The following is a 14,928-nucleotide window of genomic DNA, read 5'->3' on the forward strand; positions in this document are numbered from 1 at the left end:
CCGTCAGCCCGCGGCGTCGAGCAGCCGGACGGTCCCGTCGCCGAAGTTGGTGACGAGCAGCCGGCGCCCGTCGGGGGTGACCGACACGCTCGTCGGGTCGGCGCCGGTCGGGATCCGCGCGGTGACGACGCCGGCGCGCACGTCCACGACCGCGACGGTGCCGTCGTCGACGTTGGCCGTGTAGAGGTGGCGGCCGTCCGGGGCCCAGGTCACGTCCTGCGGCCCGGCGCCCACCGCGGGCACGGTGCCGACCACGGTGTTCGTGGCGGGGTCGATGAGCACGACGTCGTCGCTGATGTAGTCGACCAGCGCGATGCGCGTCCCGTCCGGGGAGACCTCCAGGCTGTGCGGGCCGTCGCCCACCGGGATCGACGTCACCACCCGGTTGCTCCCGAGCTCCAGCACCGTGACCACGTCGGAGAAGTGGTTCGTGACGTAGGCGGACCGCCGGTCCGGGGGGAAGGCGACCCAGTGCGGGGACGGCGGGACCTCGATGCGGTCGACCAGCTCGCCCGTCGTCGTGTCGAGGACGTCGAGGTGGTCCTCGTCGAAGTACGGCACGTAGAGGAGCCGCCCGTCGGAGGTGGTGGCGGCGGCGTACGGGCCCCGCCCGACCGGCACGGCGCCGACCCTGGTGTCGCTGCGGGTGTCGATGGTGACGACGGCGTTGACGGTGAAGCCCTCGTCGTAGGCGGACACGTAGGCCCGCGAGCCGTCCGGGGCGAAGGTCACCAGCTGCGGCGGCGCCTCGGGGACGGGGATCGCCCCGACGGCCGCGCCCAGGGCGGTGTCGAAGCGGATGACCGCACGGGCGGCGGGATCGGCGACGTAGGCGAAGCGGCCGTCGGGCGCGATGGCCGCGTGGTGCGGCGCGCGGCCGACGGGGACCGCGCGACCCGCGCCGGGGCTCGCGGCGCTCGACGCCGGTGCCGGGGCGCCGAGGGAGGACGCGCCGGCCGGGTCCGACGGGGCGGAGGTGTGGCCCTCGTGCCCCTCGTGCCCGGCGCCGCCCGTGCCGGCCGAGGTGGGGGCAGCCTCCGCCTGCCCCGGGGAGGCCGGGCCGCTGGGCCAGAGGAACACGGCGACGGCGATCCCGGTGAGGAGCGCGAGCGCGAGGCCGATCGCGGCGCCCCGCAGGCGGGTGCGCCTGCGGCGGTGCCGTCCGTGGGCGACCGTGTGGTGGAGGTCCATTCCGACTCGTTCCCGTCCGCTTCCCGGGAGAGCATGGTGGGCGCGCCCGGGGTCCGCGGCAAGAGGTCGGCCCCCGGCGGGTGCGACGGGCGCGACCCCGGTGCCGGCGGAGCGCGGCTGCCGCGACCTGTCGGCGGGACGCTCTACCCTCCCTGGGCGTGAGCGACGGGCCGGACGCCGAGGACCCGCCCGGCGATCCCGCGCAGCTGACGGCGTACGAGCTGTGGGAACGCACCCGGCGGGCGGGTCAGCGGGTGACCGCGGCCGGCGAGCGTCTCGTGGCCGCCCGCTCGGCGCGGGACCGCGTGGCGCTGGCGCCGGGTTTCCTGCGGCCGGTGCGGCAGCTGCTCACCCTGCGCCTGGTCGCCGTCGCCCGGGCCCGGCGCCGGGCGTTCCCGCTCCAGGTGCCGCCGGCCGGCGCCTCGGGCATCGCCTCGCTGTGGGCGGAGGTGTTCTGGGCCTCGCGGGCCCGCTCGCCCGACGACGACTCCGGCGTCCTCCAGGCGGCCGACGTGTCGATCCGGGGGCTGCTGGCCCTCGAGCCGGCGGACCTGGCCGACCTCGACGCGGTGCGCGTCTGGTGGGAGCGGTTGGAGGAGGTCGAGGCGACCCTCGACGGGCTCGACGTGGAGGCCCAGGCTGCGGAGGAGCTCCACCGCTCCGTGGCCGAGGAGGACCGGCAGGAGCGCCGCGGGGCGTCCTGACCTCGCCCGGTCACCCGCCGCGGCGGGTGGCCGCTCCCGGATGGGTTCCCGGGCCGGCGCTCGCGTCGGCGGGGACCCAGCCGGTCCGGCCGTGCAGCGGCGGGGTCTTGGTGCCGTCGGTGAACCAGACGACGACCCCGCCGGAGGTCCGGCAGCGCGCCCGCACGACGCGCACCCGGCCCTCGCGCCCGCTCCGGGCCGGCCGGACCAGGGGCAGGCCGAAGTCGGTGCCGACGACGTCGCCGGTGAGGACCGCCTCGCCGGCGGCCAGGGCGTTCGTCGGGACGGTGGTCACGGTCGCGCCTCCTGCTCCGGCCGGGTGGGGTCGCGGGTGACCCGGATGGTGCGCGGGCTGCGGACCCGGCGGGTGGGCACGACCTCGCCGAGCTCGGCCAGCCGCTCGACGGCGGCGTCCTTGTCGACCTGCTCGCGCAGGACGCCCCCGGACCACTCGCAGTGCAGGTCGTCGGCCGGCCCGGACCGGCCGCGCAGCCGCTCGCGTGCGTACTCCTTGTGCCGCCGGGCCTCGTTCTCCGCCGCCCGCCAGGCGTCGTAGTCGTGCACGGCCTCGACGTAGTCGCGGTCGGTGACCGTCAGCCGCGACTGGCGGGAGACCTCGCCCTCGGTGTCCGGGTCGACCGGCGGGCCCCAGCAGGCGTCGAGAAACGGGCACCAGTCGCACATGGTGTCCACGCCGGGGCCGAACCCGTCGCGCGGGACGGCGTCGACGCCCTCGTCCTCGACGGTGGCGTAGACGTCGCTGAGCCACACGATGGCCTCGGCGGTGAGCGTCGGGTCGTGCTCGGCCTCGAAGACGACGTCCTCGCCGGAGTCGCGGGACAGGTACCGCACCCGGAGCCCGTCGACGTCCTGCCCGGTGCCGGCCTCCAGCCGCCGGTCGGCGGTCTGGCCGGTGCGCAGCAGCCAGGCGTAGACGGCGACCTGGAACCAGTGCTTGGTGGGCACGCCCCGCGTGAGCACCCGCTCGAAGCCGAAGCGGGAGGTGGTCTTGAGGTCCTCGACCACCGGGGCGTGCCACCAGTCGCAGCGGCCCTTGACCTGCTCGCCGCGCAGCGCCACCTCGGTCAGCCCGCCGTACTGGCGGCGCAGCGCCCGGAGCACCCCGCGGTGCAGCTCGGTGCCGAGGAACGCCTGCAGGCCGGTGCGGGTGTTGGTGGGCCGCCGCCGGGCGACCCGGTAGGCCGCCCGGCGCCGGCACTCACCGAGCTCGGAGGCGCCGATCATCCGCTGGCGGGACCGGGCCCGGCGGCGGTCGAGGTCGCGGACCGCCGCCGCCAGGCTCGGGGCCGCCCGCCGCTCGGCCGTGCTGGGGCGGGCGGGCAGCACCGCCGTCATGCGGGGATCTCCTGCTGCCCCACCGACTGGCCGCTGCGCTGGGTGGCGATGACGTCGCGGACCAGCGCGGTCAGCCGCTTGGTGGCCACGTGCTCGACCGGCCGGCCGAACCGCTCGGCGATCTGCCCGTCGGTGACGCCCAGGCTCTCCAGGCTGGCGAGCACGCCGCGGCGGGCGGCGGTGAGCCGGCGCTCGCCCGGCTCGTCCGGGGTCGGCGAGGGCTCCAGCAGCGGGTTGACCGGCGCGGGGGCCTCCTCGGTGCGCGGCGCCATCGCCGCGGCGGCGGCCCGGGCGGCCTCGACCACCGCGGCCGGCGTGGTCGGGGCCGGCGTCGTGTGCGCCTGCGCGGCGACCCGGCGGCGGCCGGCGGGGTGCTTGGCCATCGACGCCTCGAGGAACTGCTCGTGGCGCGCCTGGATCAGCTCGGCGACGGTGTAGGAGCCGCCGTCGGTCGGGACCTCGACGCCGAGCAGCGCGGCCCGGTTGGCCTCGCCCCACACGTCGCGCAGGGCGTCGTCGTCCTCGGCGTCCTCGATGCGGGACACCAGCGCGGCGACGTCCGGCTCGGCGCCGGCACCGGTGCGGCGCTCTGCCCGGGCGGTGCGCGCCTCGTCCTCCCGCTCGTGCTCGAGCAGCCCGCCGCCGTGGAAGGCGACGAGGTCGCGCACGTGCGCGGTGCCCGGGTCGCACCGGAGCGCGTCGAAGACCAGCCACTCGAGCAGCCGACCGTCGGCCTTCTCGTCGGTGACCTCGCGGGCCGGGTCGTCGTTGGGCTTGATGCCGACGTGCACGCTGCGCGCGCCGACGATCAGCGGACGGCGCCCCCGGCGCAGCCGCACCCACACGCTGGCGGCGTAGGGGAACTCCCGGTGCATCTGCACCGACCAGGTCTTCTGGCCCTCGATGGGACGGCCGTTGGCGTCGACCTCGGTGACCTCCTTGCCGCGGGCGGTCACCACGACGATGCCCGGGAAGGTCAGCAGCTCGGTCTGCAGCTTGCGCCAGCGGGAGCCGGCGTCGTTCCACAGGTTCTGGCTGATGGTGATCTCGGCGTTGGGGTCGCGCTTGAGCAGCTCGCGGTTGCGGGACGACCTCGCGGCGCGCGCGCTCGCCCAGTCCTTGAGCCCGTCCCAGATGGCCGAGCCGGTGTGTCGATGCCGAGGACGACCGGCTTCTCGCCGGCGTCGGCCGCGCGCCGCGCCTCGGCCTTGACCGCCTGGACGGCGGCCAGCACCTGGGCGTACGAGCCGTCGTGCTCGACGAGCTCGTAGCGGGCGCCGGGGATGGCGCCGTACTCGTCGCCGGCGCCCTCGTTGAGGTCGATCCAGTAGAGCGGACCGATCCGGTCGCTGGTGCTCAGCTGGGCCAGCGCCCAGCTCTTGCCCGCCTTCTCCTCGCCCTCGAGGAGGACGCACGGCCACGGGACGCGGCCGGTGGGCTTGCGGGTGGGGAGGCCGGAGATGGCCATGGTGTGCTCCTTGCCGACACGGGGAAGATGTCGACCCGGACGCTACGAGCGGGGTCTGACACATCCGGGGCCGTTCCGCAAGCCCTTCACCCGCTCGGTGGGAACGCGCAGGTCAGGCGGCCGGCTCGGCGTGTCGACGTTCGCCGTCGGCGTAACCGTCCCGCTGCGGCCGGCCGCGGAGCCGGGCGGCGAGGCCGGTGTGCCGCCGTCCGGACCCCGTGGTGCGCACGGCCTGGGCCAGCGCCCGCGGCGAGCCGACGAGGACGACGAGCCGCTTCGCCCGGGTGACCGCGGTGTAGAGCAGGTTGCGCTGCAGCATCGACCAGGCGCCGGTGGTCAGCGGGACGACGACGCACGGGTACTCGCTGCCCTGCGCGCGGTGCACGGTGACGGCGTAGGCGTGCACGAGCTCGTCGAGCTCCGCGAAGCCGTAGGGGATCGTCTCGTCCTCGTCGGTGATCACGGTGAGCACCTGCGCGGCCGGGTCGACGGCGGTGACGACGCCCTGGGTGCCGTTGAAGACGCCGGTGCGGCCCTTGTCGTAGTCGTTGCGGACCTGGCTGACCTTGTCGCCGACGCGGAACACCCGCCCGCCGTGGCGCTTCTCGGCGCCGTCGGGACGCGCCGGCGTGAGCGCCTCCTGCAGCAGCTGGTTGAGCGCGGCGGCGCCGGCGGGCCCGCCGTGCACGGGGGTGAGCACCTGCACGTCGCGGCGGGGGTCGAGGCCGAACCGGGCCGGGATGCGGCGGGCGACGACGTCGACGGTGAGCCGCGCGGTCTCCTCGGCGTCCTCGGTGGCGAACAGGAAGAAGTCGTCGTGGCCCTGCACCTGCGGCGGGGTGCCGGCGTTGATCCGGTGCGCGTTGGCGACCACCCCCGACCGGCTGGCCTGGCGGAAGACCTGCGTCAGGCGCACCGACGGCACCGGCGAGCCCTCGGCGAGCAGGTCGCGCAGCACCTCGCCGGGGCCGACCGAGGGCAGCTGGTCGGCGTCGCCGACCAGCAGCAGGTGCGCCCCCGGCGGCACGGCCCGCACCAGCTTGTTGGCCAGCAGCAGGTCCAGCATCGAGGCCTCGTCGACGACGACCAGGTCGGCGTCCAGCGGCCGGTCGCGGTCGAAGCCGGCGTCGCCACCGGGCCGCAGCTGCAGGAGCCGGTGCACGGTGACCGCCTGGGTGCCGGTCAGCTCGGTGAGCCGCCGGGCCGCCCGGCCGGTGGGCGCCGCCAGGACGACGCGGGCGCCCTCGGCCGCCGCCAGCGCGACGATCGAGCGGACCGCGCTGCTCTTGCCGCACCCCGGGCCGCCGGTGAGGACGGCGACCTTCTCGGTGAGCGCCAGGCGCACGGCCTCGCGCTGGCCGGGCGCCAGCGCCATGCCGGTGTGCCGCTGCAGCCAGGACGTCGCGTCGTCCCAGTCGGCGTCCGCGAAGGCCGGCAGCCGGTCGGCGTCGGCGGCCATGAGCCTCCGCACGCCCGCGGCCAGCGACACCTCCGCGCGGTGCAGGGGGACGAGGTGGTAGCCCACCGTGGGCGGCCCGCCGTCGGCGGCGGGGTACTCCTCGCGGACGACGGCGGCGTCGGCGACCAGCAGGGTGAGGCAGATGGTGACCAGCCGGGCCGGGACCTCCAGCAGCTCGACGGCGCGGGCCACCAGGTCGGCCTCGGGCAGGAAGCAGTGGCCCTGCCCGGTGGCCTCGGACAGCACGTGCCGCAGGCCGGCCTCGACCCGCTCGGTGCTGTCGTGCGGGATGCCGACGGCGGCGGCGACGGTGTCGGCCGTCCGGAAGCCGATGCCCGACACCTCCGCGGCCAGGCGGTACGGCTGGGTCCGGACGACGCCGACGGAGGCGTCGCCGTACTCGCGGTGGACGCGGACGGCCAGCGAGGTCGACACGCCCAGCTCCTGCAGGAGCAGCACCACCTCCTTGACGGCGCGCTGCTCCGCCCAGGCGGCGGTGATCCGGCCGGCCCGCTGCGGACCCAGGCCCGGGACCTCGGTCAGCCGCCCCGGCTCCTCCTCGATCACCCGCAGCGCGTCGGCGCCGAGGTGGTCGACGATCCGCTCGGCCAGGCGCGGGCCGATGCCCGGGACCAGGCCCGAGCCGAGGTAGCGGCGGATCCCCTGCACCGTGGCCGGCAGCACGGTCGTGTGGTCCTCGACGTGGAACTGCCGGCCGTGCTGCGGGTGGGCGCCCCAGCGCCCGCGCAGGCGCAGCGTCTCCCCCGGCTGCGCGCCGAGCAGCGGGCCGACGACGGTGACCAGGTCGCCGCCGCGGCCGGTGTCCACGCGGGCCACCGTGTAGCCGGTCTGCGGGTTCGCGTAGGTGATCCGCTCCAGGGTGGCCTCCAGGACCTGGCCCGCCCGCGTCTCCCCCACCTGCCGTCCCCCCGCTCGCGCGTCGTCCGTCCTCCGACGACCGAGCGTCCCAGCGGGCGGGGACAGTCCGCGCTGCCGGCCGCCGCGGGCCCGGAACTGTCGGCCGGTCTCCCTAGCCTCCGGGTGCTCACCTGAGCGACGCACCGACAACACGGAGGACCGGATCATGGCCGGCGACACTGTCATCACCGTCATCGGCAACCTGACCAGCGAGCCCGAGCTGCGCTGGACGCCCTCGGGCGCTGCGGTTGCCACCTTCACCATCGCGTCCACGCCGCGCACGCTGGACCGCCAGACCCAGGAGTGGAAGGACGGCGAGTCGCTGTTCCTGCGCTGCAGCGTGTGGCGGGAGGCGGCGGGGAACGTCGCGGAGTCGCTGACGCGGGGGTCGCGCGTGGTGGCGCAGGGCCGCCTCAAGCAGCGCTCCTTCGAGACGAAGGAGGGCGAGAAGCGCACCGTCGTGGAACTCGACGTCGACGAGATCGGCGCCTCGCTCCGGTACGCGACCGCGACGGTCGCGAAGGTCTCCCGCTCCGGGAGCTCCGGCGGTTTCGGCTCCGCGAACGGCGCCGCGAACGGCTCCGGGAGCCGGAGCGGTGCCGGCGGCGCGGGGCAGGACGCCCCGGCCGACCCGTGGGCGACGGCCGCCGTCGGTGGCGGCCGCGACGAGGAGCCGCCCTTCTGACGGCGGCACCGACGGCGCTCCGGTCCGGGGTCGCGGCCACGCGCGGTGGCCCCGGGGTGGCCCTCCTGCGGCCCACCTCCGGGGTCGGCGACCGGGCCCTTGTCCCCCGGTCCCGCCGGCGGGACGCTCGGCGCATGGACCCGCCCGGAGAGGAGCACGCCGGCGGTCGCGCGGCGGGAGCAGCGCCGCCGGGAGGCGAGGCCGGGACGCGCCCCGGACGGAGCGGTGACGTGCCCGGGCTGACGCGGGAGCGCCTGTCCGCCCGCTTCCGGGCCGCCGCGGAGGCGGTCGCCCGGGAGAGGCCCGACGTCGACCCCAACGCAGCGCGGGAGGTGTTCGCCGAGGCGGCCGGACTGCTGCACGACGGGCTCGTGCTCGACGACCTGGACGACGCGGACACCGCGGCCGTCGTCGAGGGGCTGTGCGCGGCGCTCGCCGACCCGGACCCGGGCGCGGCGGTGCGTGCGCTCGCGCGGGCGGCCGGCGACGACCCGGGCGACCTGTCCGACCGGGAGGCGGTCGCGGCGGCCTACCTGTCCGCCGCGCGGGTCCTGCAGCTCTGACGGCGGGTCAGCCGCGCGGGGCGAGGCCCTCCCGCAGCTCCTCCAGCGCCTCGGCGAGGGACACCCGCGGCGCCCAGCCCCAGCGGCGCGCGCGGTCGGTCAGCAGCCGGCCGGTCCACACCGGCTCGTCGGTCCACTCCGGCTCGACGCCCAGCGCGCCGGTGACCGTGCCCAGGTAGTCCCGCCAGGTCGCCGGCTCCCCGGCCACGTTCACCGGGGTCGCGCGGCCGGGCACGGGCCCCTGCTCCGGGTCGTCGGCGGTGGCGACCGCGCCGGTGGCGACGTCGGCCACGAAGGCGGCCAGGTCGTCGACGTGCACCCAGGCCCAGGTCTGCGCCGGGTTGGTGCGGCGGTCCCCGTCGGCGATCGCGCGCGGGCGCAGCGTGTTCCACACCGATGTCTCCCCGGCGCCGAGGACGGCCGGCGGGCGGACCAGCACCGTCGTGAGCTCGCCCACCTCCGCGAGCGCGGCGTCGGCGGCGTTCTTGGTGTCCGGGTAGGCGCCGCTGCCCTCGGGCAGGAGCGGGCCGTCCTCGGCGATGTCCCCGACGCCGGGCGAGCGGTCGTAGACCCCGGCCGTGGACAGGTGCACGAACCGGGTGACGCCGGCGTCGCGCGCGGCGCGGGCGAGGGCCGGGGTCTCCTCGACGGCCACCCGGAGCTGGGCCTCCCGCGGCGAGCCCATCGGGTGGACCGTCGTCACCACCGCGTCGGCGCCGGCGGTGACCTCGCGGGCGACGGCGTCCTCGGCGAACTCGCCGACGTGCTCGGTCACGCCGTCGAGCGCGGGCGCGCTGCCGGCCCGGCGGACGACGGCGCGCACCCGCGCCGAGCGCGCGACGAGCGCCCGGCACACCGCGGCGCCCACCAGTCCGTTCGCACCGGTCACCACGACGACGGGAGGGGAGGCGGCCATGCCCCCACCCTGCCAGCGGCTCCCCGGCCCCGCCCCGGGAGGTGCCGCCGGTCACGGATGGGTAGGGCGGGGAGGTTCGGGGGTAGGGCGACCGGAACCGGGCGGCCAGTGGAGCGTCGGCCCGACTCAGAGCTGGGTACGGCGCACATGACGGGCAACACGACACACCGCTTCACCAACACGTCCGTGCTGTCCATCGAGACGGCGGACGCGTCCCAGGTCGTCACCTCCGACGAGATCGACGAGCGGCTGCGCGACACCTATCAGCGGGTGGGCCTGCGCACCGGCCTGCTCGAGCGGCTGGCCGGCATCCGGGAACGCCGGTGGTGGGCCGAGGGGACGACGTTCGTCAACGGCGCCGCCACCGCGGGGGCCAAGGCGATCAGCGAGAGCGGGGTCGACCCCGCGCGCATCGGCGTCATGATCAACACCTCGGTCAGCCGCCGCTACCTCGAGCCCTCGACCGCGGTGGCGGTGCACCACGAGCTCGGCCTGCCGCGGTCGTGCCAGAACTTCGACGTGACCAACGCCTGCCTCGGCTTCGTCAACGGCATGGAGCTGGCCGCCGCGATGATCGAGTCGGGCATGGTCGACCACGCGCTGGTCGTCAACGGCGAGGACTCCCGGATCGTCCAGGAGCGCACCATCGACCAGCTCAACCGGCCCGAGACGGTGTCCAAGGACGTGCTGGCGCAGTTCGCCACGCTGACCCTCGGGTCGGGCGCGGTCGCGATGCTGCTGGGCCGCTCCGACCTGCACCCGGAGGGCCACCGCCTCGTCGGGTCGGTGAGCCGGTCGGGCTCGGAGCACCACGAGCTGTGCGTCGGCGACAACGAGATGATGCGCACCGACCTCAAGGGGCTCCTCGACGCGGGCCTCGCGCTGTCCGAGGACATGTGGGCCGACGCCGCCGAGGAGTTCGACTGGGCCGGCGGCATGGACCGGTACATCGTCCACCAGGTGTCCAGGGTGCACACCAAGGCGATGTGCGACCGGTTCTCCATCGACCCCGCGCTGGTGCCGACGACGTTCCCGACCCGTGGCAACCTCGGGCCGGCGTCGGTCCCGTTCACCCTCGCCGGCCAGCAGGACACCCTCGCCGACGGCGACCGGGTGCTGCTCATGGGCGTCGGCTCGGGCCTGAACGTGTCCTGCCTCGAGATCGCCTGGTGACCGCCACCCGGACGGACACCGGGGCGGCTCCGGACACGGGCACGGGCGCCGGCACGGCGGCCCGCATCCCGGCGCTGCGCGCGTTCCCCGGCCTGGACCCGGCATGGTCGCGCACCGTGACCGTCGCCGACTCCACCGGCACGCGGCACGAGTGGCACGTGCTCGACAACGGCGTCGCCGACCCCGTCGGCACGCTCCTGTGCGTCCACGGCAACCCCACGTGGTCCTACCTGTGGCGCCGGCTGGTCGCCGCCGCGCCGCCCGGGTGGCGGGTGGTCGCCCCCGACCACCTCGGCATGGGCTGGTCGCAGCGGCTGGACGCGCCCCGCACGCTGGAGCAGCGGGTCGCCGACCTCGGCGACCTGACCGCGGCGCTGGGCGTCAGCGGCCCCGTCGTCACCGTGGGGCACGACTGGGGCGGCGTCATCTCGCTCGGCTGGGCGCTCGGGCACCGGGCGGACCTGCGCGGCGTCGTGCTGTGCAACACCGCCGTCGCGATGCCCGAGGGCGACTGGGGCCCGGTCCTCATCCGCGCCGCCGACGCCCCCGGCGTCCGCACGGCCGTCACCGTCGGCACCCCGGTCTTCGTCCGGGCGACGACGGCGCTCTCCCGCCCGCCGCTGCCGCGCGCGGTGCGCGACGCGTTCGCCGCCCCCTACGCCACGGCGGCGCGCCGGCGCGCGGTCGGTGACTTCGTCGCCGACATCCCCTTCTCCCCCGGCCACCCCTCGCGGCCGGTGCAGGAGGCGATCGCGGAGGGCGTCCGCACGCTCGACGTGCCGGCGCTGCTGCTGTGGGGGCCCCGCGACCCGGTGTTCGGCGAGCGGTACCTGGCCGACCTGCGCGAGCGGCTGCCGCACGCCGCGCTGCACCGCTACGAGGGCGCCTCGCACCTGCTCCCCGAGGACGCCCCGCAGTACGCCGACGCCGTCGCGCAGTGGGTCACCGAGCTCCCCGGCTCCGGCACCGCCGAGCCGGCCCCGACGCCGGAGCCCGCATCCTCCGACGACGACCCGCCCCCGCTGTGGGCGTCGCTGACCGAGCGGGCCGGCGACGAGTCCCCCGCCGTCGTGGAGGTCGGCGGGGAGACGGTGAGCTGGGCGCAGCTGCACCGGCGGGTCGAGCACCTCGCCGCGGGACTCGCCGCGTCCGGCGTCCGGCCCGGTCAGCGGGTGGGCCTGCTCGTCGAGCCGTCCGCCGATCTCACGGCCGCGGTCTACGCCGTGTGGCGGGCGGGAGCGGTCATCGTCGTCGCCGACAAGGGCCTGGGCCTGCGCGGCATGCGGCGGGCGCTGCGCAGCGCCGCGGTCGACCACGTCGTCTGCAGCACCGCGGGGCTCGCCGCCGCCCGCCTCATGGGCCTGCCCGCCTCCCGCATCGCCACCGGCTCGGTGCCCGCGCTCCCCCGGCGGGCGCTCGGCGCGGTCCGCACGCTGGCGGAGGTCGAGGACGCCGGCCGCGGTGCCCCGGCCCCGGTGGTCCCGCCCGGCGACGCCGACTGCGCGGTGCTGTTCACCTCCGGCGCCACCGGGCCGGCCAAGGGCGTCGTCTACACCCGGCGCCAGGCCGCCGCGCAGCTCGCGCTGGTGCGCGGCACCTACCGGCTCACCCCGGAGGACCGGCTGGTCGCCGCGTTCGCGCCCTTCGCGCTGCTCGGCCCGGCGCTGGGCATCGGCACCGCGGTGCCCGACATCGACATCACCGCCCCCGGCTCCCTCACCGCGCGCGACCTGGCGGAGGCGGTCTCCGCCGTCGGCGCCACGGTCGTGTTCGCCTCCCCCGCCGCGCTGCGCCGGGTCGTGGCCACCGCCGCCGACCTCACCGCCGAGCAGCGGACGGCGCTCGGCGGCGTCCGGCTGCTCATGTCCGCCGGCGCGCCCGTGCCCGCCGCCCTGCTCGAGGCGCTGCGCGACGTCCTGCCCTCGGCGGAGGCCCACACGCCCTACGGGATGACCGAGGCCCTGCCGGTCACCGACGTGTCGGCCGCCGAGGTGGCCGCCGCCGGGGAGGGCGAGGGCGTCTGCGTGGGGCGGCCGCTGGCTGGGGTGGACGTGCGGATCAGCCCGCTCCACGCGGACGGCGGAGCCGACGGCGACCTGACCGGCGCACCCGGGGTGACCGGGGAGGTGTGCGTGCGCGCCGCCCACGTGCGGGACCGCTACGACGCCCTGTGGGAGACCGACCGGGCGGCCTCCCGCCCGCCCGGCTGGCACCGCACCGGCGACGTCGGGCACCTCGACGCCGGGGGGCGGCTCTGGATCGAGGGTCGGCTCCCGCACGTGGTGACCACCGCCGCGGGACCCGTCACGCCCGTCGGGATCGAGCAGCGGGCCGAGCGGGTGCCCGGCGTGGCGGCGGCCGCGGCCGTCGGGGTCGGTCCCGCCGGCGGCCAGGTCGTCGTCGTGGTCGTCGTCCCGGAGGGCGGCGGGGGCCGGTCGCGGCGCCTGCGGGTCGCCGGGCCGGACCTGGCCGACGCCGTCCGGGCCGCGGCCGGCGTCGAGGTGGCGGCGGTGCTCACCGCTGCCCGGCTGCCCGTCGACATCCGCCACCAGTCCAAGGTCGACCGCCGGCAGGTGGCCGCGCGGGCGGCCCGGTTCCTCGCCGGGCGGCCGGGCGGGCGCCGCTCGTGAGGGTCCTGGTCACCGGGGCCAGCGGCATGCTCGGGCGGGCGACGGCGGAGGCGCTGCTCGCCCGCGGGGACGACGTCACCGTGCTGCAGCGCCGGCCCGCGGGGCTGCCCTGCGCGGAGGTGCTGGGCGACGTCGCCGACCCGGACGCCGTCGCGCGGGCCGCCCGCGGGCAGGACGCCGTCGTGCACCTGGCGGCGAAGGTCGACGTCACCGGCCCCCGGGCCGAGTACGAGCGGGCCAACGTCGCGGGCACCCGCGCGGTCGTCGACGCCTGCCGCGTGCAGGGCGTCGGCCGCCTGGTGCACGTCTCCTCTCCGTCGGTCGCCCACGCCGGCGCGGCGCTGGCCGGGGTCGGCGCCGAGCCGGCCGACCCGGCGCACGCCCGCGGGCACTACTCGCGGACCAAGGCCGTCGCCGAGCTCGACGCGCTGGCGGCGGACTCGGCGTCCCTGGCCGTCCTCGCCGTTCGGCCGCACCTCGTGTGGGGCCCGGGCGACACGCAGCTCGTCGGGCGGATCGTCGCCCGCGCCCGCGCCGGGCGGCTGCCGACCATCGGGTCCGGCGCGGCACTGGTCGACACCACCTACGTCGACAACGCCGCGGCCGCGCTCGTCGCCGCGGTCGACGCGTGCGGGCCGGTGCACGGCGAGGCGCTGGTCGTGTCCAACGGCGAGCCGCGCCCGGTCGGCGAGGTGATCGACCGGCTGTGCCGTGCGGCGGGCGCGCCCGGCCCGCGGCGGCGGGTCCCCTTCCGGGCGGCCTGGCTCGCCGGTGCCGTCGTCGAGGGTGCCTGGGCGGTCACCGGCCGCCGCTCGACCCCGCCGGTGACCCGCTTCCTCGCCGAGCAGCTGGCCACCGCGCACTGGTTCGACCAGCGCCGCACCCGCGAGGCCCTGGGCTGGGCCCCGCGGGTGCGCCTGGAGGAGGGCTTCGCCCGCCTGGCCGCCTGGTACGCCGCCGGGGCGGCCTGAGGACCGAGCCGCCGGGGCGGCCTGGGGACCGAGCCGCCGGGGCGGCCTGACGGCCGAGCCGCCGTCAGCTGGCGGTGGCCCGCACGGCCTCCTCGATGAGCTCGGCGACGACGTCCGGCTGCGACACGGTCACGGCGTGGGACGCGTCGACCTCGACGACGTGCGACCCGGCCCGCTCGGCCATGAACCGCTGAGCCTCGGCCGGCACCGCCAGGTCCTGGCGGGTGACGAGGGTCCAGGACGGGATGGACCGCCAGGCCGCCCGCGTCGCCTTGTCGGCCAGGGCGTCACCGATGATCGGCCGCTGGGTGACGGCCATCAGGGCGGCGGCGTCGGCCGGCACGTCGGCGGCGAAGACCGGCCCGAACCGCTCCTGCTCGATGTAGAGGTCGTCGACGGGCTGCCCGCCGGGCCCGCGCACGGGCACCGGGCGCAGCGCCCCGCCGAGCTCGTTGCCCGGGAAGCGGCCGGCCAGCTCGCCGGTGCTCTCGCCCTCCTCGAGCAGGAAGCTGGCGACGTAGACCAGCGCCCGGACCCGCGGGTGCCCCTCGGCCGCCTCGCTCATCACGCTGCCGCCGTAGGAGTGGCCGGCCAGGACGATCGGCCCGTCCAGCCCGTCGAGGAGGTCGCGCAGGAGGTCGGCGTCGCCGGACAGGCTGCGGAGCGGGTTGGCCATCGCCACCACCGGGTGGCCGTCGCGGAGGAGCCGGGCGACGACGCCGTTCCAGCTCGACGAGTCGGCGAAGGCCCCGTGCACCAGCACCACCGTGGGCCCGGCGTCGGTGCGGTCCTGCTGCGTGCTCTCGGTCATCGGATCTCCCTCTCGATCGGCGGACGGGCCGGTCGGTCCGCCCGGATGTCCCTCGAACGCCCCCGGTATGCGATATATTGCAT

The 14,928-nt window shown here is 77.3% G+C and carries 14 protein-coding genes; 6 read left to right on the top strand and 8 right to left on the bottom strand.

Features of this window, described 5'->3' with window-relative positions:
* Positions 1–3 precede the first annotated feature (3 nt).
* The gene (locus WA616_RS01825) at positions 4–1,191 is read right to left on the bottom strand and encodes a YncE family protein (RefSeq protein WP_336026782.1); all 1,188 of its coding nucleotides are present in this window, start codon (positions 1,189–1,191) and stop codon (positions 4–6) included.
* A gap of 158 nt (positions 1,192–1,349) precedes the next feature.
* Between WA616_RS01825 and WA616_RS01830 the strand changes: the two genes are divergently transcribed.
* Positions 1,350–1,895 (top strand): hypothetical protein, encoded by a 546-nt coding sequence (locus WA616_RS01830; RefSeq protein WP_336026785.1) that lies wholly within the window; start codon positions 1,350–1,352, stop codon positions 1,893–1,895.
* 10 nt (positions 1,896–1,905) lie between these two features.
* Here the strand turns inward: WA616_RS01830 and WA616_RS01835 are convergent, their stop codons facing one another.
* The 5 genes from WA616_RS01835 to recD2 form a co-directional block, all read right to left on the bottom strand.
* Positions 1,906–2,190: a hypothetical protein gene (locus tag WA616_RS01835; RefSeq protein ID WP_336026786.1), complete on the bottom strand. Its 285-nt coding sequence runs from the start codon at positions 2,188–2,190 to the stop codon at positions 1,906–1,908.
* Positions 2,187–3,251 (bottom strand): PD-(D/E)XK nuclease family protein, encoded by a 1,065-nt coding sequence (locus tag WA616_RS01840; protein ID WP_336026787.1) that lies wholly within the window; start codon positions 3,249–3,251, stop codon positions 2,187–2,189. Before WA616_RS01840 ends, WA616_RS01835 begins: the two co-directional genes overlap by 4 nt.
* Positions 3,248–4,207: a hypothetical protein gene (locus tag WA616_RS01845; protein WP_336026788.1), complete on the bottom strand. Its 960-nt coding sequence runs from the start codon at positions 4,205–4,207 to the stop codon at positions 3,248–3,250. Before WA616_RS01845 ends, WA616_RS01840 begins: the two co-directional genes overlap by 4 nt.
* A gap of 20 nt (positions 4,208–4,227) precedes the next feature.
* Positions 4,228–4,719, bottom strand: coding sequence for a hypothetical protein (locus WA616_RS01850; protein WP_336026790.1), 492 nt, complete (start codon positions 4,717–4,719; stop codon positions 4,228–4,230).
* Positions 4,720–4,831: 112 nt separating this feature from the next.
* Positions 4,832–7,096, bottom strand: coding sequence for an SF1B family DNA helicase RecD2 (gene recD2, locus WA616_RS01855; protein ID WP_336026792.1), 2,265 nt, complete (start codon positions 7,094–7,096; stop codon positions 4,832–4,834).
* Between the two features lie 166 nt (positions 7,097–7,262).
* Between recD2 and WA616_RS01860 the strand changes: the two genes are divergently transcribed.
* Entirely contained in the window at positions 7,263–7,781 is a 519-nt protein-coding gene (locus tag WA616_RS01860; protein WP_336026793.1) for a single-stranded DNA-binding protein, read from the top strand.
* A 230-nt stretch (positions 7,782–8,011) separates the two neighbouring features.
* The gene (locus tag WA616_RS01865) at positions 8,012–8,344 is read left to right on the top strand and encodes a hypothetical protein (protein ID WP_336026796.1); all 333 of its coding nucleotides are present in this window, start codon (positions 8,012–8,014) and stop codon (positions 8,342–8,344) included.
* A 7-nt stretch (positions 8,345–8,351) separates the two neighbouring features.
* On the opposite strand, the gene WA616_RS01870 is transcribed toward WA616_RS01865, so the two are convergent.
* Positions 8,352–9,260 (bottom strand): NAD-dependent epimerase/dehydratase family protein, encoded by a 909-nt coding sequence (locus WA616_RS01870; protein ID WP_336026798.1) that lies wholly within the window; start codon positions 9,258–9,260, stop codon positions 8,352–8,354.
* Between the two features lie 186 nt (positions 9,261–9,446).
* Between WA616_RS01870 and WA616_RS01875 the strand changes: the two genes are divergently transcribed.
* From WA616_RS01875 to WA616_RS01885, 3 genes are read left to right on the top strand one after another with little or no spacing between them, the layout of a single operon-like run.
* Positions 9,447–10,433, top strand: a complete 987-nt coding sequence (locus tag WA616_RS01875) for a 3-oxoacyl-ACP synthase III (protein WP_336026799.1) — start codon at positions 9,447–9,449, stop codon at positions 10,431–10,433.
* Positions 10,430–13,063: an alpha/beta fold hydrolase gene (locus tag WA616_RS01880; protein WP_336026801.1), complete on the top strand. Its 2,634-nt coding sequence runs from the start codon at positions 10,430–10,432 to the stop codon at positions 13,061–13,063. Before WA616_RS01875 ends, WA616_RS01880 begins: the two co-directional genes overlap by 4 nt.
* Positions 13,060–14,034: an NAD-dependent epimerase/dehydratase family protein gene (locus tag WA616_RS01885; RefSeq protein WP_336026802.1), complete on the top strand. Its 975-nt coding sequence runs from the start codon at positions 13,060–13,062 to the stop codon at positions 14,032–14,034. Before WA616_RS01880 ends, WA616_RS01885 begins: the two co-directional genes overlap by 4 nt.
* A gap of 64 nt (positions 14,035–14,098) precedes the next feature.
* On the opposite strand, the gene WA616_RS01890 is transcribed toward WA616_RS01885, so the two are convergent.
* A complete protein-coding gene (locus tag WA616_RS01890; protein WP_336026805.1) occupies positions 14,099–14,845 on the bottom strand; it encodes an alpha/beta fold hydrolase in 747 nt (248 codons plus the stop codon).
* Positions 14,846–14,928: the final 83 nt, after the last annotated feature.

Source organism: Geodermatophilus sp. FMUSA9-8, assembly GCF_037034165.1.
Classification (GTDB): domain Bacteria; phylum Actinomycetota; class Actinomycetes; order Mycobacteriales; family Geodermatophilaceae; genus Geodermatophilus; species Geodermatophilus nigrescens.